The 21,999-nt window shown below is 39.3% G+C and carries 20 protein-coding genes; 19 read left to right on the plus strand and 1 reads right to left on the minus strand.

Annotated elements, in window-relative coordinates; genetic code table 11:
• Positions 1–148 precede the first annotated feature (148 nt).
• On the plus strand, positions 149–910 hold the full coding sequence (locus tag HII32_RS07815; RefSeq protein WP_246224813.1) for a C40 family peptidase: 762 nt from the start codon (positions 149–151) through the stop codon (positions 908–910).
• A 25-nt stretch (positions 911–935) separates the two neighbouring features.
• On the plus strand, positions 936–2,495 hold the full coding sequence (locus HII32_RS03865; RefSeq protein ID WP_172188477.1) for a GH25 family lysozyme: 1,560 nt from the start codon (positions 936–938) through the stop codon (positions 2,493–2,495).
• A 25-nt stretch (positions 2,496–2,520) separates the two neighbouring features.
• Here the strand turns inward: HII32_RS03865 and HII32_RS03870 are convergent, their stop codons facing one another.
• Positions 2,521–3,144 (minus strand): SGNH/GDSL hydrolase family protein, encoded by a 624-nt coding sequence (locus HII32_RS03870; protein ID WP_172188479.1) that lies wholly within the window; start codon positions 3,142–3,144, stop codon positions 2,521–2,523.
• Positions 3,145–3,347: 203 nt separating this feature from the next.
• On the opposite strand from HII32_RS03870, the gene HII32_RS03875 reads away from it, so the two are divergent.
• From HII32_RS03875 to speC, 17 genes are all read left to right on the plus strand, one after another.
• A complete protein-coding gene (locus HII32_RS03875; RefSeq protein WP_172188481.1) occupies positions 3,348–4,412 on the plus strand; it encodes a hypothetical protein in 1,065 nt (354 codons plus the stop codon).
• 962 nt (positions 4,413–5,374) lie between these two features.
• Positions 5,375–6,640 carry a NupC/NupG family nucleoside CNT transporter gene (locus HII32_RS03880; RefSeq protein WP_172188483.1) on the plus strand — a complete coding sequence of 422 codons (1,266 nt, stop codon included), beginning with the start codon at positions 5,375–5,377 and terminating at the stop codon, positions 6,638–6,640.
• A gap of 30 nt (positions 6,641–6,670) precedes the next feature.
• Positions 6,671–7,984 carry an NCS2 family permease gene (locus tag HII32_RS03885; protein ID WP_216655626.1) on the plus strand — a complete coding sequence of 438 codons (1,314 nt, stop codon included), beginning with the start codon at positions 6,671–6,673 and terminating at the stop codon, positions 7,982–7,984.
• A 23-nt stretch (positions 7,985–8,007) separates the two neighbouring features.
• Positions 8,008–8,922, plus strand: coding sequence for a ribonucleoside hydrolase RihC (gene rihC, locus HII32_RS03890; RefSeq protein WP_172188485.1), 915 nt, complete (start codon positions 8,008–8,010; stop codon positions 8,920–8,922).
• Between the two features lie 170 nt (positions 8,923–9,092).
• Complete coding sequence (gene rsmG, locus HII32_RS03895) at positions 9,093–9,815, plus strand: 16S rRNA (guanine(527)-N(7))-methyltransferase RsmG (protein WP_172188487.1); 723 nt, start codon at positions 9,093–9,095, stop codon at positions 9,813–9,815.
• An 18-nt stretch (positions 9,816–9,833) separates the two neighbouring features.
• Complete coding sequence (locus tag HII32_RS03900; RefSeq protein WP_172188489.1) at positions 9,834–10,601, plus strand: ParA family protein; 768 nt, start codon at positions 9,834–9,836, stop codon at positions 10,599–10,601.
• Positions 10,591–11,475: a ParB/RepB/Spo0J family partition protein gene (locus HII32_RS03905; protein WP_172188491.1), complete on the plus strand. Its 885-nt coding sequence runs from the start codon at positions 10,591–10,593 to the stop codon at positions 11,473–11,475. The genes HII32_RS03900 and HII32_RS03905 overlap by 11 nt, the downstream gene beginning before the upstream one ends.
• A gap of 11 nt (positions 11,476–11,486) precedes the next feature.
• Entirely contained in the window at positions 11,487–11,672 is a 186-nt protein-coding gene (locus tag HII32_RS03910) for a DUF951 domain-containing protein (protein WP_172188493.1), read from the plus strand.
• An 18-nt stretch (positions 11,673–11,690) separates the two neighbouring features.
• Positions 11,691–12,791, plus strand: coding sequence for a redox-regulated ATPase YchF (gene ychF / locus HII32_RS03915; RefSeq protein WP_172188495.1), 1,101 nt, complete (start codon positions 11,691–11,693; stop codon positions 12,789–12,791).
• An 18-nt stretch (positions 12,792–12,809) separates the two neighbouring features.
• On the plus strand, positions 12,810–13,544 hold the full coding sequence (locus HII32_RS03920) for a DUF1129 family protein (protein WP_343034647.1): 735 nt from the start codon (positions 12,810–12,812) through the stop codon (positions 13,542–13,544).
• 81 nt (positions 13,545–13,625) lie between these two features.
• Complete coding sequence (gene guaB, locus HII32_RS03925; RefSeq protein WP_172188497.1) at positions 13,626–14,765, plus strand: IMP dehydrogenase; 1,140 nt, start codon at positions 13,626–13,628, stop codon at positions 14,763–14,765.
• A 156-nt stretch (positions 14,766–14,921) separates the two neighbouring features.
• Positions 14,922–15,611 carry a response regulator transcription factor CroR gene (croR, locus tag HII32_RS03930; RefSeq protein WP_172188499.1) on the plus strand — a complete coding sequence of 230 codons (690 nt, stop codon included), beginning with the start codon at positions 14,922–14,924 and terminating at the stop codon, positions 15,609–15,611.
• Between the two features lie 16 nt (positions 15,612–15,627).
• Positions 15,628–16,818: an ATP-binding protein gene (locus tag HII32_RS03935; protein WP_172188501.1), complete on the plus strand. Its 1,191-nt coding sequence runs from the start codon at positions 15,628–15,630 to the stop codon at positions 16,816–16,818.
• Positions 16,805–18,067 (plus strand): D-alanyl-D-alanine carboxypeptidase family protein, encoded by a 1,263-nt coding sequence (locus tag HII32_RS03940; RefSeq protein WP_172188503.1) that lies wholly within the window; start codon positions 16,805–16,807, stop codon positions 18,065–18,067. Before HII32_RS03935 ends, HII32_RS03940 begins: the two co-directional genes overlap by 14 nt.
• Positions 18,068–18,203: 136 nt before the next feature.
• Entirely contained in the window at positions 18,204–18,971 is a 768-nt protein-coding gene (locus tag HII32_RS03945; protein ID WP_172188799.1) for an AzlC family ABC transporter permease, read from the plus strand.
• Positions 18,972–18,983: 12 nt separating this feature from the next.
• Complete coding sequence (locus HII32_RS03950) at positions 18,984–19,316, plus strand: AzlD domain-containing protein (RefSeq protein ID WP_172188505.1); 333 nt, start codon at positions 18,984–18,986, stop codon at positions 19,314–19,316.
• A gap of 376 nt (positions 19,317–19,692) precedes the next feature.
• Entirely contained in the window at positions 19,693–21,924 is a 2,232-nt protein-coding gene (speC, locus tag HII32_RS03955) for an ornithine decarboxylase (RefSeq protein WP_172188507.1), read from the plus strand.
• Positions 21,925–21,999 lie beyond the last annotated feature (75 nt).

The following is a 21,999-nucleotide window of genomic DNA, read 5'->3' on the forward strand; positions in this document are numbered from 1 at the left end:
GCCCTAAAACTGGGGTCTAACGACACATTATAACCAAAATGGCCTGTCATAATCTTTTACTTGTTTGACATTTTCTCGTGCTGGTTCTGTAGTAATGACACTTTATACTAAGAATCATAAATTAAAGTTAAATCGCGGAGGAAATGTTTTGAATAAACCTGTTAAATTATTAACCATTCTCGGGCTTGGCCTTTCAGTTGCTTCTATTGGTACGACCATCGTTCCTGCTACGACACACGCAAGTACTACAATGAAAATTTCTCAATTAAAGAATATCTCTAAAAAAGAATATGTTAAAAAGTCTACTAAAGGTTGGACTTACAATATTAATACTAACAAGAGCAGCTTTACTAGCTGGGGTAAAAAGACTCATTACTTAAAGAATTATCCTAATACTACCTGGGTAGCTACTAAGTCAATGTACATAACTCCTCAAGGTAAATCAGCTGGCCTTTATTATTATGTAACTAATGGTCACGGTGACGTGAGTGGTTGGATCTGGAGTGGCTATTTGAAAGCTAAACCAACTAAGAACAAGAATACTTTTGATAAAGTTTATAACACTGCTAAAAAGTACAAGGGTACTCGTTATGTTTACGGTGGAACCACCCCATCTGGCTTTGACTGCTCCGGCTATACTCAATACGTTTTCAAGCACTCAATCAATAAGAGTATTTCACGCACTGCACAAGCACAATACAATTCCACTAAAAAAGTTTCTAGTTCAAATACCCAAAAAGGTGATCTAGTTTATTTCGGAACTAGCAAGAATAACATCAGCCACGTAGGAATTAACATTGGTAACGGTAATATGATTGATTCTCAAAACCGCGGCGTTGTGATTGAAAAGATTAACTCACCATGGTGGCACAAAGTTGGCTATTCACGTCCAACGACCTTGCAACAATAAAATATGGAACTAGGAGATTGTAATTATGTTGTCGAAATTTAGTAAAGTGATTTGGAGTTTAGCAGTTACTGGGGGAGTGCTAGTGGGGGCGCAACAAGTAGTTAATGCCGAAACTACATTGAGTAAAAAACCAGCTGGAACGATGGGTTCTAGTTATCCAGTTAAGCAATATAATGCCTTTGCTAGGAGTCGTACGAGTATTAAGTACAATAACTCAGTCCCGGATTTATCCGAATGGCAGGGGAATTTTACTGACAGCCAAGTTAAAAAATTGAAGAGTCAAACCCCGTTTGTTATTTTACGAGTGCAGTATGGTAGTGATTATTACGATCGCACTTTTGATCACAATGTGGCTTTGATGAAGAAGTACAAAGTTCCTTACGGAGTGTACTCATTTAGTCAATACTCTAGTCCTAGTGATGCTAAGACGGAAGCGAAGGATTTGTATAAGCGCGCTCCTAACGCCAAATTTTACGTGAACGATTACGAAGATCAAACGGTTAGTGGCAATACTAACACGGCCGCTACTAACTGGTATAACACGATTAAACCGTTAGCTGGTAGTCGCAAAGTGCTGCTTTATTCTTATGCCTCGTTTATGGCATCATACGCTTCTAAGGCGGTCAATGATTATGATGGATTCTGGTTGGCGGCTTATCAATCTAGCGAACCTAACACCTATAAGCATGTTTTATGGCAATACACTGATTCATATTATTCCAGTGCTTTAGGTCAAGCTGTTGATGCAAGTATTTCTTCTAGTAAAGACAGTTCTTGGTTCTTAAATGGTAGTAGTGGCAATTCGTCCACACCATCGACGCCAACACCCACTGGTTATGCCTACACTTATTCCAGCGCTAGTGGTAAATACACGGTGAAAAATGATCCGGGGCATGCCTTTTATAACCACGTTAAGTATGACAAAGATTATAAGTCCACTAAAAAACACAACGGTGCTACCTATGCCGGTAAAAATGTTACCGTGGATATGAAAGCCAAACGTACTGATGGTAAGGGAGGTTACTACTACCGAACTTACTATAATGGAACTAATATTGGTTGGATTAGCGAAAAGGCGTTGGCTAGTCAAATTACTTACAAGGACGCTAACATTAAAGTGCGGGTTAAGGCCAAGCCGGCTTCTAACTTCTATAACCATGTTACTAATAGTAAATATACGGTGAAAAAGACCCACAACGGTGCTACTTATGCCAACAAGGTATTGACCGTAGATCAACAAGGAATTAAGTACGGTTGGAAGACACCTTATTATCGTACCTATGATAACGGCAAGTTAGTCGGCTGGATTTACAATGGTTCTGTGAGCCAAGTGTACCCAGTTAGCTACACTAGTGTTAAGAAAACTTACACGGTGAAGACTGATCCCGGTCATGCCTTTTATAACCATGTTCCTAACGGTGACAAGTATGTTGCTACTAAAAAGCACAATGGTGCCACTTATGCCGGTAAGAAAATTACTGTGGATATGAAGGGTACCCAAGCTAATAGTAAAAAAGATACTTATTATCGAGCATATTACAATGGTAAAAACATTGGTTGGATTCACGCCGCTTCGTTGAAATAAATGTTATTTAAAAAAGAACCTTCTATTATAGAAGGTTCTTTTCTTTAATATAATTAGCAATAATGGTGCCCATTTTTTGATAGGTAGCAGCACTGGGATGTAACCGATGATCATGGAAACGTTCATAATGATTAGTATCAGTAATCAAAGTGGGGGCACTAACCCGCCAATCGAGCACCGTAGCATCATTTTGTTGGTAAATAGTGGCTAACGTATTTCTAAGTTCGTTGATCGTGTAACCCGCCATTCCCGGTAAGTTGTCAGCATTCTGTTCATAATCATAGCGAGTTAGGGGCAAAATACCTAAGATTTTGATAGTGTGATGGTTATCTTTGATAGCAGTTAAATTAGTTTGAAGCGTAGTAGCAATAGTGGTTAATGAATTACGACTGTGGCCGTAATCGTTGGTGCCATAAGCAATGGTAGCTAAACTAAACTGGCTGAAGTCAGTCTGGTATACTACTTTAGTCAAATCACCAGGAGTACTATCATTAGCTAAATAAGCGCCGTTATAACCAAGATTAAGCACTGGTGTATGCAGTAATTGCTGTAAATAATCAGGATAACTGTGACCAATGAGGTCTTGAAAGCCGTCATAACCATTAGTAATAGAATCACCTAAACAGACGATGCGGGATGAATTTTTCATAAAATAACCTCTTTCTACCTTAGAATAAGTATTATCTGTGAATTTATTTATAATAAATGAATTTATTAAGAGCGAAATTTGAAGATTTTTTGAATATTTTATTAATTTTATCGTATTCAACTATTGAAATTTTGTAAGTGAGGGGCTACAATGATGATGTAATCTAGAATGAAAGTCTACTTAAAAACGGGGGGAATTATTAAATGAGAACCACAATTCGAAAGAAAAGGGTTCTTGCTCTTGTATCAGGATTGGTATTAGCCTTCGGGGGAAACGTTAATATCATCCACGCTGCAGTCACATCTGAGAATTCCTCGTCAGTGATTAGTAGCACGAATAATTTTAATCCAATTAACACAAGAGCTAAAGGGTCAACTAATAACGCAACTTCAACAACTTCTAATCATTGGTGGTGGGGACATCATCATAATCATGGCGATGGTGATACCGGTTCTGGGGGGACCGTCGATGATAATGCAGAACCACCAGTGTTTGAAATTACTAAGCCTAATGATCCAAATTACTACCGCCCTAGCGAAGGTAACGACAGTTTGATAACACCGACACTACCAGTTAAGCCAGGTAATCCTTTGGTTAATATTCCTGATAATGATGCCGATAGTACTGAATCGGGTGATTCGAATACAGACGTGGAAGCACCAGTTACGGATAATCCGGTTGTCTCTAATCCGGACCCAGTAATTGATCAACCAACAGATAATGGGCAGCAATCAGGTAATAATAATCAAACCAATAATAATCAACAGGCTAATAATTCCCAACCTAATGATGATAAAAACCGGGTAAAAACTGTTGAACCTGATTCCAATAACAATTCACCGGCAAATAATGATTTGAATGTGTCTACGAAGAATAATAAATTAATTAGCACTAATAAATTTATTGCATTGGTAACGAGAGCGGGAGCTAAAATTTCTAAAAACATTGCGATTCCCAATGAAGACGAAGAGTCTTCGGTTAAAGCTGCCAACAGTGACATTGAAAAATTAATGCGAACCAAACAAATAGTGGTGCAACCAGCAACTACTGAAACAAATACTAACAAGGCGTCTGATAAAGCTAAAGTGACATCCCAAAATCGGTTAAGCATTTACTCACCAGGAAGCAACAATCAATATACAGCTGGTGATAAGAGAAGCGCCAAAGACGATATTATGGATGAATTGCCCGTGATTGGGGTGGCTGTCGGTGCTGCTACTATCTTGGGATTAGCAGTCTTTTTCGATCCATTTAAATATATTGTATAACGACTAAGGTAATCAACAAACGGGTTGATTACCTTTTTTATTGATTTCAGATTTAGAAGTTGTAATCGCTTACAGATATGTTATTATATAGTCATGGAAGGGCAGTAACAGTAAAGCATTCGGGTTAGATTCCCGCTTTTTGGATGTTAGTCAAATTCGAAAGGAATTAACAATTTGAAAAAATTTGAATTTGCACAGTGTGTTTCTGCCAGAAGTTAGGTTCACTATTAAAACTTAAACAATAATATAGAGAAATCTCGATTTAGAAGTAACTTGTAGTGGGCAAAACGGAGGCAATTTATAAATGATTGATTTACCGCGACAACGTGAAACAACACAAACAGTAAGCATGAGTTTTGACCAGTGGGCTTAGTTTGACGGCAAAAATGATATGTATGGACTTAGGTTAATATAAATTTTGCGGCAGAGATGACGGCTCCTAGGTTAACCAAACAAAAAATGTGAAAACCGAGGCGATAAGATATTAATTTCTTCGTAGAGCGGGTTACAAACCCATTATCAGCCCCTTCCACATAGGGTCCAGGCGATTATTTCGATAATTGGCTTGAATCCTATTTTTATGCTTTGAATACATAGTACCTATGGAAACTAATCAAGTATAGTTAGGTATCATGCATAGTTATTTTGGAACTATCTGTTCATATTTTTTTCACATTGTGACGGTTTACAGTGCTATCAAATTTCGTTATCCTTAATATACAGGATTGAAACTATCGCTAATTGAAACTCCAAGTGAGTCTCTAACGCTTCCTCTGATAGCGCTTAACTTATTTGCGTTTAGATGGTTTACCACGGCCAGTGATTGCTATTATTATCGCTGCCATATTATTAATTAGGGTTTAATTCATAAGACCAATCCAATTTGAAGGAGGACCGAGGTAAGCAGGGTTTAATATTTACGTTTATAACGCACATATATAGAAAAGAGAGGACACAATATAATGTATTTGATTGTAAACATTATTGGTATTTTGGTTTTCTTAGGAATTGCAGTGCTATTTTCTAAGGACCGCAAAAACATCAAGTGGAAATCAGTAATTGTCGTTTTAGCCATTAATTTAGTTCTTGCCTGGATTTTCACTAGTTTTACTTGGGGTCGTGACGCGGTTAAGGCAGCTGCCGATGGCTTCAACTGGTTAGTTCAAGTGTCATACACTGGGATTTCATTTGCACTTGCTAGCTGGGTTAACGTTAAACAAATGGACTTCGTTACCAGTTCATTGCTACCAATCTTAATGATTGTTCCATTATTTGATATTTTAACTTATATCGGGGTATTACCTTGGATTATTAAGTGGGTTGGTCGCGGACTTTCATTTATTACTGGTCAACCAAAGTTCGAATCATTCTTCTCAGTTGAAATGATGTTTTTAGGTAACACCGAAGCGATTGCCGTTTCAACATTGCAATTAAAGCAAATGTCAGCTAAGCGTGATTTGACCATTGCGATGATGTCAATGTCTTGTGTTACCGCATCTATCTTAGGGGCCTACACCCAAATGGTTCCTGGTCAATATGTTTTGACCGCTATTCCTCTAAACGTTTTAAATGCAATTATTATTACTAACATTTTAAACCCTGTTCAAGTTACCCCTGAAGAAGATACCATTGCTTCTCTTAGCAGTAGTGCCGGCGACAGTGGTGATGCAGTGGCTACTACTGATGCTGAAGCTTTGGGTGAAGAAAAGGGTAAAAAAGAACCATTCTTCTCATTCTTGGGTGATTCTATCTTGGGCGCTGGTCGCTTGATCTTGATTATCGCTGCTAACGTTATCGCCTTTGTTGCTTTAGCTGCATTGATTGACAAGATTCTCCAATTGTTCAACCGTAACTTAACTTTGGAAAACATTTTAGGTATTATCATGTTCCCATTCACATGGTTACTTGGTTTGAACGTTCACGATGCCTTCCAATTTGCTCAATTTGCCGGAACTAAGTTAGTTACTAACGAATTCGTGGTAATGGGTAAGATTGCATCTACTATTAACAACACCAAAATCTTTGATCCTCACTACCAAGCACAATTAACCGTCTTCTTGACATCATTTGCTAACTTCAGTACTACTGGGATGATCATCGGAGCCTTTAAAGGAATCGTTGATAAAGAAAAGAACGATTTGATTAGTAAAAACGTTGCTTTGATGCTTCTTTCTGGTATTCTTGTTTCCTTAATGTCAGCTGGAGTTGTCGGCTTGTTCGTTTGGTAAACAATTGTTTCAGAAAGTTAGGTTTTATTTTTGAGTAAAGTAACTCGTGAAGAAGAGGTAGCTAATCAGCTACCTCTTCTAGACGCATTGAAGGATAAACAGGTTTTAAAGCAAGAAATTATTGCTGGTATTACAGGCTTCTTTGCGATTTCATATATTATTATTGTTAATCCTATTATTCTAAAAGATGCTGGTATCCCCACCGATTTAAGTGTCTTTGCTACTATTATTTCCTCAGTTATTGGTTGCTTGATTATGGGACTGTGGGCTAATGCTCCTGTGATTTTGACTCCCGGAATGGGAGTTAACGCCTTTTTCACGTATACCGTGGTTGTGGGAATGGGACTTAAATGGCCAATAGCTATTGCCATTTCGATGGTGGCGAGCGCTATTTATGCGTTGGTGGCATTTACTAAGCTTAGCCAAATTTTGGCTGAGGGGATTCCAGAAACTCTCAAGGCGGGAATTACAGCCGGTATCGGGTTATTCTTAGTTGAAATTGGATTAGAAAAGGCTCAGTTAATTCAGCGTGGTACTAATTCGATTTTGGCTGTTGGTAATTTAGCACAACCAGCCACGTTATTAGCTTTATTTGGCTTAGTACTGACGCTGATTTTGTTCTTACGTAACGTGACCGGCGGCTTTTTCATTGGTATTTTTATTACTTCCATTATTGGGGTGATTTTTAAGATCAAAGATCAAGCGGCTCCCAATGTTAAGTTAAGTGATTTTAGTAAATACCACCAAATTATTGCTAAAGGTGATTTTAGTGACATCCTGAGTATTCCGGTACTGCTAGCCATCTTTTCTATGACGATGATTTTAGTATTTGAGTCAATGGGACTGTTGGAAGGCATCTTACCGAACCCGAATAAGTTTAAACGTTCGTTTCAAGCTAGTTCGGTGACCAGCTTCATCTCAGGGGTTTTGGGAACTAGTCCTACGGTTGCAGCCGCTGAAAGTGCTTCTGGTATTGAGAGTGGTGGTCGGACCGGGATCATGGCTTTGGTTGCTGGTTTATTATTTGCGGTATCGCTGTTCTTTATTCCACTATTGACCTACGTACCACAAGCAGCCATTGCCCCAGTTATCATTATTACGGGTGCCATTATGATGGAATCACTGGCGCGAATTAATATGGATGATTTGGCTGAATGGTTCCCAGCGTTTTTGATCGTTGTGTTAATTCCATTTACGACCAGTATTTCTACTGGTTTAGCATTTGGATTTGTAGCTTATCCAGTACTAAAGATTGCAACTGGAAAGGCTAAAGACCTAACCGTTCCAACCTACGTGTTAGGTGGTCTGTTTTTGTTGGATTTAGTGTTGAGTGCATTACTATAATTTAATTGAAGAGGTAATTTACAATGACTATTAAAGTGATTATGGATACTGACCCAGGAATTGATGATGCTGCTGCGTTAACAATGGCAATTAATGACCCTGAAATTGATTTGAAGCTGGTAACTACGGTGGCTGGTAACGTTACGGTAGATAAAACTACCAAAAACGCTCAAAAAATCGTGCGTTTCTTTAACGCTGATGTACCAGTTGCGGCTGGTGCCCAACAACCATTAATCAAGGAATTTGAAGATGCTGCTCGCATTCACGGTGAATCTGGTATGCCTGGTTATGATTTCCCAGAAGATCTACCTAAGCCCCTTGATATGACTGCGGTAGAAGCTTTACGGAAATACATTATGGAAAGTGATGAAAAAATCACTTTGGTACCAACCGGTTCATACACTAATATTGCTTTATTATTTAGCCAATACCCAGAAGTTAAGGACAACATTGAACGTATTGTTGCCATGGGTGGTGCGCTAGGTAAGGGTAATATGACTAGTGCCGCTGAGTTTAACGTCTTTACTGATCCTGATGCTGCTAAGATTGTTTACAATGCCGGGATTCCAATTGTAATGATTGGTTTGGATATTACTATGAAGGCTTTATTAACTCCTGATTCATTAGCTAAGTTAGAAAACATGAATCGAACTGGTAAGATGCTTCATGATATTATTTCTAACGATGGTGACAAGAGCGAAGCCGGTAGTGCCATGCACGACGTTAACACCATCTTCTACTTGCTTCACCCAGAAGCTATCAAGACAGAAGATATGTGGGTCGACGTGGTAACTGATGGTCCTGCCATTGGTGAAACTGTTGGTGATATTCGTGGTGCTTATCACGATGGTAAAATTAACACCAAGGTAGCGGTTGATATTGACGCTGCTGCATTTAACAAATGGTTCTTAGAAGAAATTAGCAAGATTGCTGATTAATAAAATGGTCCTGATTGTTCAATAACAATCGGGGCTTTTTATTTGCACAAAAAATCCAATAATTACGGCCGAAAATCACGCTCGCCCGGTTGTCATACCAGTGATTTTACGTTAAAGTATAATAAGACGTGAAACAGGTTTGTTTCACACTTTCAGGGAGACAAAATGTCATGAATATTGAAGAATTTAAAGCTGAACTTGCTAAACAGCAAATTCAACTAACTGACAAACAACTAACGCAATTTAAACAATATTTTGAATTGCTAGTTCAAACTAACGAACATGTGAATCTTACGACGATTACAGAAGAGCCGGCAGTCTATCTTAAACATTTTTATGATTCTTTGACGCCTGCTTTTTTTATTGCCGGTCTAAGAGACACGCACTGGCATTTATGTGACGTTGGCGCTGGTGCTGGCTTTCCATCAATTCCACTTAAAATTGTGTTTCCAGAGTTGGAAGTGACCATTGTGGACTCACTTAACAAGCGCATCAATTTCTTAAAAGAATTGGTTGCTCAATTGGGCTTGACCGGGGTGCATTTAGTGCATGCCCGCGCCGAGGAGTTTGGTCAAGATAAAACGGCACGAGGCCAGTTTGATATTGTTACCGCTCGTGCGGTGGCTCGAATGAGTGTTTTGGTAGAACTATGTTTACCAATGGTTAAAGTGGGCGGTAAAATGATTGCCTTAAAAGCCGCTAAAACCAATGATGAACTAGCCGCTGGTGCTAAAGCCATCCAAACCATGGGTGGTGTTTTAGAAGCGGATTATGAATTTAAATTACCTCAATCAAATGATGAACGTCACATTGTGGTGATTAATAAAATTAAAAATACGCCTAAAAAATATCCTCGTAAACCAGGAACCCCAGCAAAAGAACCGATTGAATAACGGAAAGGAGGCGCCGAAATGACCAAAGTAATTGCGTTAGCTAACCAAAAGGGTGGTGTTGGTAAAACTACTACCGCCGTCAATTTAGGGGCTGACTTGGCAACTCTTGGTAAGAAAGTATTATTAATTGATGCGGATGCACAAGGCAATGCAACTAGTGGTGTTGGAATTTCTAAAGCTGATATTCAAAATGATATTTACGATGTTTTATTGAATGAAGAAGCTTTAGCTGACACAATTATGCAAACAGCTCATGAAGGCTTAGACATTGTCCCAGCAACGATTCAATTATCAGGCGCCGAAATCGAGTTAACGCCCCAAATGGCACGAGAAACTCGACTGAAACAAGCTCTAACACCGGTGCAAGGTGATTATGATTTTGTATTAATTGATTGCCCACCATCGTTAGGATTGATTACGATTAATGCTTTTACCGCTAGTGATTCGATTTTAATTCCGGTTCAAAGCGAGTATTATGCTTTAGAGGGATTAAGTCAGTTATTAAACACGATTGCGTTGGTTCGCAAGCATTTCAACCCGGACCTAAAAATTGAAGGAGTCTTATTAACCATGTTTGATGCCCGGACTAATTTAGGGGCACAGGTTAACGAAGAAGTCCGTAAGTACTTTAAGGATGACGTTTATGATACTGTTATCCCCCGTAACGTTAAGCTCTCAGAAGCACCTAGTTACGGATTACCAATTATTGATTACGATCCCAAATCTAAGGGAGCTCAGTTTTATTTAGATTTAGCCAAAGAGGTGCTAGCTGCTCATGGAGAATAAGAAAAAAAACGGTGGGTTAGGTCGTGGTATTGAAGCATTATTTGCTGATAATGCAGTCGATACCAGTAAGGAAACCGTGGTGGAGGTAGCAGTTGAAAATATTGTGCCTAATCCGTATCAACCCCGGCATAAGTTCGATGAACAAGCCTTAAAAGACCTGGCCACTTCCATTAAGAACTCGGGGGTCTTTCAGCCAATTATTGTGAGACAACCTAAGCCCGGCATTGAGTCCTATCAATTATTAACTGGAGAGAGACGACTACGAGCTTCTAGAATGGCTGAATTGGCCACGATCCCTGCCATCATTCGTCCCGCTACCGAAGAAGAAATGATGGAAATTGCCGTATTGGAAAACTTACAACGAGAGGATTTAACCCCGTTGGAAGAAGCCGAAGCCTACGATACCTTAATGACCCGCTTGGATTTAACTCAGGCTCAGGTTGCTAATCGGTTAGGGAAGAGTCGCCCATATATTGCCAATTATTTGCGCATTCTAGGATTACCAACTGAGGTTAAGGATATGCTTCAAGATGGTGAAATTTCTATGGGACAGGCCAGAACCGTGTTATCCGTAAAGGATAAGCGTAAAATGGTGGAATTAGCCAAGAAGGCTGCCAAAGAAAAAATGACCGTGCGACAATTGGAACAAGAAGCTAATCGTCTCAACGGCGTTAAAAAAACGGTTGATCACACACCAGTACGTAAATCACCGTTTGTAAAGGCTTCAGAAAGTCAATTGCAAGACAAATTTGGTACTCAAGTCGCTATTAAGACAACTGGACGCAAAAAAGGTCAGGGCAAAATTGAGATTAACTACATGTCAGTAGACGACCTCAATCGAATTTTGGCACTTCTGGACGTTGATTTAGACTAGGAGGGTTAAAAATGTACGAAATTCATGATATTGTGGAAATGAAAAAGCCTCATCCTTGTGGTGTGAACCGCTGGGAAATTATTCGCTTAGGCGCCGATATTAAGATTCAATGTACTGGTTGTCAGCATATTGTAATGCTCTCTAGACGCGAGTTTGAAAAGAAACTCAAAAAGATTTTAGAAAAAGCTACAGATTAACGGAAAGAGGACCTGATAATGTCACTTACTGCAGGAATTGTTGGCTTACCAAACGTCGGCAAGTCAACGTTATTTAACGCTATTACTAAAGCGGGAGCCGAAATGGCGAACTACCCGTTTGCCACGATTGATCCAAACGTCGGGATGGTAGAAGTTCCCGATGCCCGCCTCGACCGTATTCAAGAACTAATCCCCGCTGATAAAGTGGTTCCAACTACTTTTGAATTTACCGATATTGCCGGAATCGTTAAAGGTGCCAGCAAAGGTGAAGGATTGGGAAATAAGTTCTTAGAAAATATTCGCCAAGTAGACGCCATTGTTCACGTGGTTCGAGCATTTGACGATGATAATATCACTCACGTTTCTGGTAAAATCGATCCAATCGAAGATATTGAAACGATTAATTTAGAACTAGGCATGGCTGACTTAGAAGCTGTTGAGAAACGCCTAGCTAAAGTTCAGCGAGCTGCTAAGGGTAACGATAAGGAAGCTAAGGAAGAATTAAGTGTCCTAGAAAAAATTCAACCGGTATTAGAAGCAGGTGGCGCTGTTCGGACAATTGCATTTGATGAAGATGAACAAAAGATTGTTAAGGGACTATTTCTTTTGACTTCTAAGCCTGTGTTGTACGTAGCTAACATTGCCGAAGATGATATGGCTGATCCTGAAAACTCGAAGTACTTTGATGAAATCAAGGAATATGCGGGAAAAGAAGGGGCACAAGTCATCGCTGTAGCGGCCGAAGCTGAAGAAGAAATTGCTCAATTAGATGATGCTGATAAAGCTGATTTCTTGGAAGCCGAAGGGGTGGAAGAACCCGGATTGAATCGTTTAATCCGTGCCTCATACCAATTATTGGGGTTAAAAACCTTCTTCACCGCTGGTGGTAAAGAAACCAAAGCCTGGACCTTTAGAGATGGTACTAAGGCACCACAAGCTGCCGGTATTATTCATTCCGACTTTGAACGGGGCTTTATCCGCGCTGAAGTAATGTCATTTGATGACTTGGATCAATTAGAAACTCCAACTGCTGTTAAAGAAGCTGGTAAGTTACGTTCCGAAGGTAAAGAATACGTCATGGAAGATGGCGACATTGTCGAATTTAGATTTAACGTTTAATAAAAGGAGCCCATTATTGTGAGTGAAGAACAACCAAAACGCAACGCAAACGCAAACCAAAAGCGTAACGCAAACGTTCACCAAGATCGCAATCACAGTGCCAAAGAAGGACGGCGTCGCTTTGATAACATTGGTTTGACCAAGCGTAACGCTGATTATATGTATCGGTTTAGTCAAGCACTTTCAAAGACTAACTTGTCAGATGAAGTGCGCACCAACACTATGGACACGATGTTAAATGAATTAAAAGAAGGCCAAAAGTCAGGAAAGACGGCTCGAAATTTGTGGGGAACGGTTGATGAAAAAATCGAAACGACCGTCCACCCACCACGTAAAGAAGGCCAATTGATTGGTCCGGATTACTGGCCTAACGTCTTATATAACTTCTTCATGTTCTTGATGATCTTTTCACTGTTGTATGGAATTACTCACTACATCAGTAAGAATAACGCTAACGCCGCTATGGGTATCACTGGTATCTTCATCAGTTCAGCCGTTGCTGCGTTAACGATTCCATTTGTCAGCGATATGTTTGCTCCAAACGTTAAACATAAATATAACGTTTGGATTCGCATTTTATTTGTAGCTGGAATCTTCTTATTATGGATGGAAGCCTTCTACCTCGCTGCTATGATCCCACGTGGATTAAACCCAATCTTAGACGCTAACGTTTATATTGGATTAGGCGTGCTTTCATTTGGATTAATGTGGTTCGTCCGCAGTCGCTTTAATGTTAGAAGTACACTATTTTAAGCTGTTAACAATTAAATGGGGTTGGCCAGGTGCCAATCCATTTTTGTATCCAAAACTTGATAAACTATGGAGGTTCATATTATGGGAAAATGGGAAACTAAATTTCAAAAGAAGGGCTATACTTTTGACGATGTTTTATTAGTTCCAGCCGCTAGTGATGTATTACCTAATGAAGTTGATTTAAGCACTCATTTAGCAAGTAACTTAAAGCTAAAGGTACCCTTTATTAGTGCCGGAATGGACACAGTTACTGAATCTGGTATGGCTATTGCAATGGCTCAATTAGGTGGTCTTGGCGTAATTCATAAAAATTTAAGTATTGAGGCACAAGCTAAAGAAGTAGCGCTGGTAAAGGCAGCTTCTGCCGGTGAAGATGCTGCTGTTGACGCTAAGGGCCGCTTAGTAGTAGCAGCTGCGGTAGGAGTTACTTCCGATACTTTTGATCGCGCTCAAGCTTTAATCGATGCGGGGACGGATGCCATTGTGATTGACACGGCCCATGGTCATTCTGCTGGGGTGTTGCGAAAAATTGCTGAAATTAGAGAACAATTTCCAGCGGTTACTTTAATTGCTGGTAACGTTGCTACTGGCGAAGGTACTGATGCCTTGTTTGCTGCCGGCGTGGACGTGGTTAAGGTAGGAATCGGTCCGGGTTCTATTTGTACCACTCGAGTTGTCGCTGGTGTCGGTGTGCCACAACTAACGGCGATTTATGATAGTGCCGCTGTAGCACGTAAATGGGGCAAGCCGATCATTGCGGACGGTGGTATCAAGTACTCCGGTGATATTGTAAAGGCCTTAGCTGCTGGTGGTAATGCCGTAATGCTTGGTAGTATGTTGGCGGGAACTAGCGAAGCTCCCGGTGAAGTTTACGAACAAAATGGTCGTAAATTTAAAACTTACCGAGGTATGGGGAGTATGGCTGCGATGGAACAGGCTCATGGCTCTAAAGATCGTTATTTCCAAAGTGGAGTTAACGAAGCCAATAAGTTAGTGCCAGAAGGCATCGAAGGTCAAATCGAATACAAAGGTTCGGTTAATGATATTGTCTTTCAAATGGTTGGTGGCTTACGTTCGGGGATGGGCTACACGGGTTGCAAGAACATCGCTACCTTAAACGACAACGCTCAGTTTGTTGAGATTTCTAACGCAGGCTTGTTAGAGTCACATCCACATGACGTCCAAATTACGAAAGACGCCCCTAATTACTCTAATCATTAAACAAAAACCCTCATTAAAATGGTTAGTGGGGGTTTTATTGTACTTTAGTTTTAGTTAAGCTTAAGAGCATACAGTTGGTAGTATAATCGGAAAAGTGTAAAATTAATGTAGAAATTGCTAAACCAAAATTATAAGAGATTATATGGGGTTATTAATATGAAAATTTTAGTTGTTGATGATGACAAAGAAATCGCTCAATTATTAGAAATTTATATTCGAAATGAAGGCTACGAACCAGTTTCAGCTTACAGTGGTGAAGAAGCACTCACTAAGCTACGAACAGAATCAGACATTGGCTTAATGATTTTAGATATTATGATGCCAAAAATGAATGGTATTGAAGTTATTAAGGAAGTTCGTAAGGATTCTCAAATTCCAATCATTGTGTTGTCTGCTAAAACAGAAGACATGGACAAGATTCAAGGCTTAATTAGTGGAGCTGATGATTACGTTACTAAGCCATTTAATCCACTAGAAGTTATGGCTCGGGTTAAGTCACTTCTTCGTCGAGCAGAAGAACATGTGACCGATGATACCCCTGACGTGTTAGACATTGGCCCACTTACCATTAACAAAGATTCTCATGAAGTTAAAACCATCACTGGGACGCCAATTCAATTGACGGCCTTAGAATTTGGAATTTTGTACTTACTCGCTAGCCATCCTAACCGGGTCTTTTCTGCTGACGAAATTTTCGAACGAGTTTGGCGGCAAGAAAGTATCGTATCCGCTAAAACAGTAATGGTTCACGTTAGCCATTTACGAGATAAAATTGAAGAAGCCACTAATGGCGAAAAAGTGATTCAAACGGTTTGGGGCGTTGGTTACAAAATCGAATCACATTAGAAAGAGGTAGTTTTTTGTGAAGTTAACAGGCCGTGAAAAAACCGGATTGATTCTGGAAGCCATCGTCACGGTGGTTTTGCTATTATTATTAAATTTGGCCGTTGTGGTTTTAATCAATCAGGCACTATATGCTAATCCCGGCTTACGTGAAGGAATTTTTATTATTAAGCGTTCGATTGTCATTGGTAATTACCGGCTATGGAGTTGGGAGAACGTCTTTGTGACTTTCATGGCCATCTTTGATGTGTTTATTTTGTACTGGCGATTAATTCGGCGTTATCACCAAATTGAATTGCGCCATATTATCAATGAACTACATTACATTGCCAATGGTCATTTGGATCACCGCATTGATTTTCATTTAAGCGGGAATACCGAGAGTGTGATTCAAAGCATCAATGCGTTAGTTGATAGTGTGATTGATTCGATGGATGAAGAACGGGCTATTGAACACTCCAAAGATGAGTTAATTACTAACGTTAGTCATGATTTACGCACACCGTTGACTTCCATTATTGGTTATTTAGGTTTGATTGAGGACAAACAATACCATAGCGAAGAGGACTTGCTGAAATATACGGGAATTGCTTATCTTAAAGCCAAGCAGATGAAATCATTAGTGGATAATTTATTTGAGTACACCAAGGTGCAACAAACTGGGGGGACTCAATTATCGTTTAACCGCTTAGATGTTAATCAAATGCTAGAACAATTGGTAGCCAGTTTTGAACTAGAAGCCAATAAACATGGTTTAGAAATTAGCGCCATTGGGGCCGATGAACCTTTTTATATTCAAGCAGACGCTGAAAAGTTAGGACGAGTTTTTAACAACCTGATTTCTAACGCTATTAAATATGGTGAAGGTGGTAAAAACATCTTCTTACGATCCCAAGTGATTGATCAACATGAAGTAGTCGTTGAGGTCAGTGATGATGGTCCTAAAATTCCCGAAGAATCTCTAAATAAAATTTTTGAACGTTTTTATCGAGTTGAAGGTTCCCGAAATATCGATACTGGCGGGGCTGGTTTAGGTCTGGCCATTGCGCTTAGCATCGTCCAACTGCATGGTGGCTATATTGAAGTGTCATCTGATGATGAGGCAACAACGTTTGCAATTCATTTACCGGTTCGACGAACTGATAAAATTACCAACCCGAATGCTAAAAAAACGCCAAAGCACACGGAGGATTCAAATGAAAAAAAGTAAACATTGGTTATTGCTGAGCGGTTTAGCAATGACCTTTTTACTGAGTTTACCCATTGTTAGTCAGGCGGCTTCACAACCGGACGTAGCGGCGAAAGCGGCGATTGCAGTTGATAGCCAAACGGGGCAAATTTTATACCAAAAAAACGAGCAACAAACACTGCCCATCGCTTCGATTTCTAAGCTATTGACGGTTTACATAGTTCATCAACAAATTGAAGCTGGTAAGTTAAAGTGGTCTGATCGTATTAAAATCTCACCGGCAATTGCTCGTTTGAGTACGGCTAGTGAATTAACCAATGTGCCCCTAAATGAGGGCCAGTCTTACTCAGTCAGCGAATTGATGAATGCGACCATGGTGGCTTCGGCGAATGCGGCCGCCATTGCGTTAGGCAATCAAGTAGCTGGTTCACCGGTTAAATTTCAAAAGAAAATGCAACAAACGGCGCAACAATTAGGAATTAAACACGCGCAGTTGTACAACGCAGCTGGCATCACAAATCAACAAGCAGGCTCGCTTAAGTTACCCCAAGTGGCTAAAAATGCTGAAAACCAAATGAGTGCGGCGAATGTGGCTACCGTTGCTGTGGCTTTAATTAAACAATTTCCGGGAATTACTAAGATTAGTTCCCAAGCTAATTTAAAATTTCATGGTGATAGTTATCCAGGGCATAATAAGCTATTAAAGGGCCAAGAAGAAGCGGAGCCTAAATTATTGGTGGATGGACTGAAGTCGGGGACATCTGATGCGGCTGGTGGTTCTTTTGTCGGAACCGCTAATAAAGATCATCATCGGATTGTGACGGTTATTTTGCATGCTAGCAATAAATCTGGTGATGACCCGGCCCGTTATCAGCAAACGGCTAAGATAATGAAATACGTTTATCAAAATATGAAACCGGTGACTCTTGCAGCTAATTCGCTAGTTAAACATGCTAGTCGGGTTGCTGTAGTTAATGGAAAGCAGCGATTTGTAAAAGCTCAATTGGTTAATAAAACTCAGGTGTGGATTGATCAAACGGCTACCACGAGTGCAATTAGTGGGCGGCTTAAGCTAGCTAATAATAAAAAACAAATCGCCGCACCGATTGAAGCCAATCAAAAAGTTGGGACCGTTAATTTGCTTGTGAAGCAAAAACCGGTTAAATATTTAGACAATTCTGATGCACAACTACCTGTTATATCAAACCGCTCAGTTACCAAGCTGAATGTATTGGAAGCGTTTTGGCGAAAAATAACGGAGAGCTTTTAAGAGATTTTGCTGGGAAAAAGTGTTTATTATTTCAGTGGTTTCACATATAATTGATAGTGAACTTATTTTAGAATCAGATAGGCTTTAATTAGATGGAGGATTCCTTTTGGCTAACAAAGTAGTGGATACAAAGGACATGCCGGTTTGGCGTCGAATCTTAGATGTTTCGATGCCGGTTGATTTAAGTTATATTCCGATTGGACTGGCATGTGGTATTTTATTAAATGCTTCTGGATTCAACTTTTGGACAACGTTATTAGTGTCCGTGATGGTGTTTTCCGGAGGTGCCCAATTTTTGATTGCCTCATTGTTGGCAACCAATTCGCCAATGTATTCAATTGTTTTGATGTTATTTTTCCTGGAGTTGCGTTACGCTCTTTTGGGAGCCAGTTTATCTAAGTATTTGCATGGTAGATCATTAGGGTTTACGGCGTTGTTTGCCGCCTCGATGAACGATGAAAACTATGCGTTGAACTATTTGAAATTTTCAACTGATAAAAAATTTACGCCCGACGATGCTTTAAAAGTTGAGCATATGACCTTACTATTTTGGACCGTAAGTAACTTAGTAGGTAGTTTAATTGGCAAAGCAGTTCATATTGATTTGACGGTAGTGCATTTTGCGTTAACCGCACTCTTCTTATATATGATTGTGATGCAGTTAAAAGAATGGTTACTGATTTTTATTTGTATCCTATCCGCATTTTTAGCAATCTTTTTCCTAGTGTTGACTAAGTCCACGTTAGGATTGGTGATTTCTACACTGGTAGCCTCATTCATTGGTTTCTTAATTGAAGCAACTATTCGTAAGTATAATCCTAATAGTAGCTTGATTCATCCGATGAAGAATCCAGCCGGATCGCCAGTAGAAGAAAGCGACGATGTAGATATTAATGAAGAGTAGGGGTATTATTTAATGAAATGGAATACGATGCAACATGTATGGTTAATTTTGGCGTGCTTTGCCGTCGCCTTTTTACCACGTTTTTTACCATTGCTATTTTTCCGCACTCGTAAAATTCCCACTTGGTTCAACGAATGGATGAAATATGTGCCAGTTTCGTTGTTTACGGCATTGGTAGTGAAGGATATTTTCATTAATGAAAGCTATGCTTTTTCAATGGGTGACCGCATTCCCCAAATTATTGCGGCAGTATTGGTGATTGCGATTGCTTATTGGACTCGTTCAATGACCATCTCGGTATTGTCAGGGTTAGCAGCCGTCTTTATTTTAACGATGGTATTATAATTTAAATACGAAAACCAGCCAATGATGGCTGGTTTTTTTGTGGATTAATTTTGTTTAATAATTTTAAAATAATATATGAATTATTTTTGTATAATATAAAAATGCTATTTTGGCAAAGTAAAAGGCTATACCAATTGATTTTATGGCCTTGATAAAATAATCACATACTAGCTATAAAATGTTTAAATATTAATTTTTCTGAAAGCGAATTTATGCCTTTAAATAGGTTCTACGGTGCTGATAGATCAACTTGTGCGGTATTTTATCATATGCAAATGAAAACGCTTAAAAAATCTCTTGATTTAGGCGCCATAATAGTTTAGATTAGTAGATGTACGGTGTACCACAAAAATAATGTTTTCAGGAGGCTTTTATTATGGACAGCACAAGTACAGATGCTTTAACTCCACAAACTGATGATTCTCGCAAATATCAGAATTCGGAATTAAAGATTGCTTCAACTGACTCAGCACGGGAATATTTCGATACTACTCGGGAAATTGTTGATGCTAACAATACAGATTTCGTTGACGTTGCTGCAGTTGTAGTAATGGATAGTGACAAAGCAATTATTGATAAGGCTTACGACACTAAGTTTAACATTCCAGTTTTCGTAGTTAGTGAAGATAGCTCAAAGATTGATGCTGATATGATGGCAAAAATCTTCCATATTATTGATGCAGATCGTTCCATTGATCGTCAATTGGTCGATCGTGAAATCGAATCAAATGCTAAGAAGTACCAAGATGGTGTATTACCTCCATTCTTCAAGGCTTTGAAGTCATATGTTGAACGCGGAAATATTCAATTTGATTGTCCAGGACACCAAGGCGGTGCTTACTTTAGTAAACATCCAGCTGGTCGTGAATTCTATGATTTCTTTGGCGAAAATATCTTCCGTTCAGATATTTGTAATGCCGACGTAGATCTTGGTGATCTTTTGATTCATGAAGGTCCTGCAATGGATGCTGAAAAGCACGCTGCTAAGGTCTTCAACGCTGATAAGACTTACTTCGTTATGAATGGTACTACTACTTCAAATAACATTACTGTTACTTCAGCTGTTGCTCCTGGCGACTTAGTATTATTTGACCGTAACAACCACAAATCAGTTTATAACTCAGCATTAGTTCAATCTGGTGGTGTTCCAATTTACTTGGAAACTTCACGTGATGCTTACGGTTTCATCGGTGGTATCTACTCAAAAGACTTTGATGAAGCTTCAATTCGTGAAAAAATCGCTAAAGTTGATCCTGAAAAAGCTAAGGCAGAACGTCCAATTCGTTTAGCTGTTATTCAATTAGGTACTTATGATGGTACTATTTATAACGCTAAACAAGTTGTGGAACGAATTGGTCATCTTTGTGATTACATCTTGTTTGACTCAGCTTGGGTTGGTTATGAACAATTCATTCCTATGATGAAAGATTCATCACCATTATTGCTTGACTTGGGACCAGAAGATCCAGGTATCTTTGTTACCCAATCAACTCATAAACAACAAGCTGGTTTCTCACAATCATCACAAATCCACAAAAAAGATAAGCATATTAAAGGTCAAAAACGTTACATCGACCACAAACGTTTCAATAATGCTTACATGAAGTTCTCATCAACTTCACCATTCTATGCATTGTTCTCATCACTTGATGTTAATGCAAGTATGCAAGAAGGCGAAGCTGGTAAGAAGTTATGGCACGATACTTTGGTAACTACTATCAATGCTCGTAAGAACTTGATTAAGAATGCTACCATGATCAAACCATTCTTGCCACCAATGGTTCACGGCAAGCCTTGGGAAGAAGGCGACACTGAAGAAATCGCCAACGATATTGATTACTGGAAGTTTGAAAAGGGTGCTAAGTGGCATGGCTTTGAAGGCTATGAAGATAACCAATACTTCGTTGATCCTAACAAGTTCATGTTAACTACTCCTGGTATTGACGTGGAAACTGGTGAATATGAAGACTTTGGTATTCCAGCTGTTATCTTAGCTAACTACTTGCGTGAACACGGAATTATCCCAGAAAAGAATGACTTGAACTCAATCTTATTCTTGATGACTCCTGCTGAAACACCTGCCAAGATGAACAACTTGGTTACTCAAATTGTTAACTTTGAAACTCTTGTTAAAAATGACGCTCCACTTTCACAAGTATTGCCTAACCTTTACGCTAAGAACCAAGAACGTTACCAAGGTTACACAATTCGTCAACTTTGCCAAGAAGTTCATGACTTCTACAAGTCAAACAATGCCAAAGAATATCAAAAGAAGATGTTCTTAACTGATTACTTACCAGAACAAGGTATGTCAGCATACGATGCCAACGTTGAACTTCTTAAGAACAACGTTGAACTTGTTCCATTGAGTCAAATCGAAGGTCGAATCGCTGTGGAAGGTGCTTTACCATACCCTCCAGGAATCTTCTGTGTTGTTCCAGGTGAAAAGTGGTCTAAGACTGCTCAAACTTACTTCATGATTCTTGAAGAAAGTATTAATCGCTTCCCTGGCTTCGCTCCAGAAATCCAAGGTGTCTACTTCGAAAACGAAAATGGCAAGACCGTTGCTTACGGTTATGTTTATGATCCAGAAAAAGAAGACAAATAATTAAAAACGTTGTATACTTGTTAATTGTCAATTAGAATTTGTGATTTTAATTGTTTAATACATTTTTATGGAGGT

Source organism: Lentilactobacillus kribbianus (assembly GCF_013184075.1).
GTDB lineage: Bacteria > Bacillota > Bacilli > Lactobacillales > Lactobacillaceae > Lentilactobacillus > Lentilactobacillus kribbianus.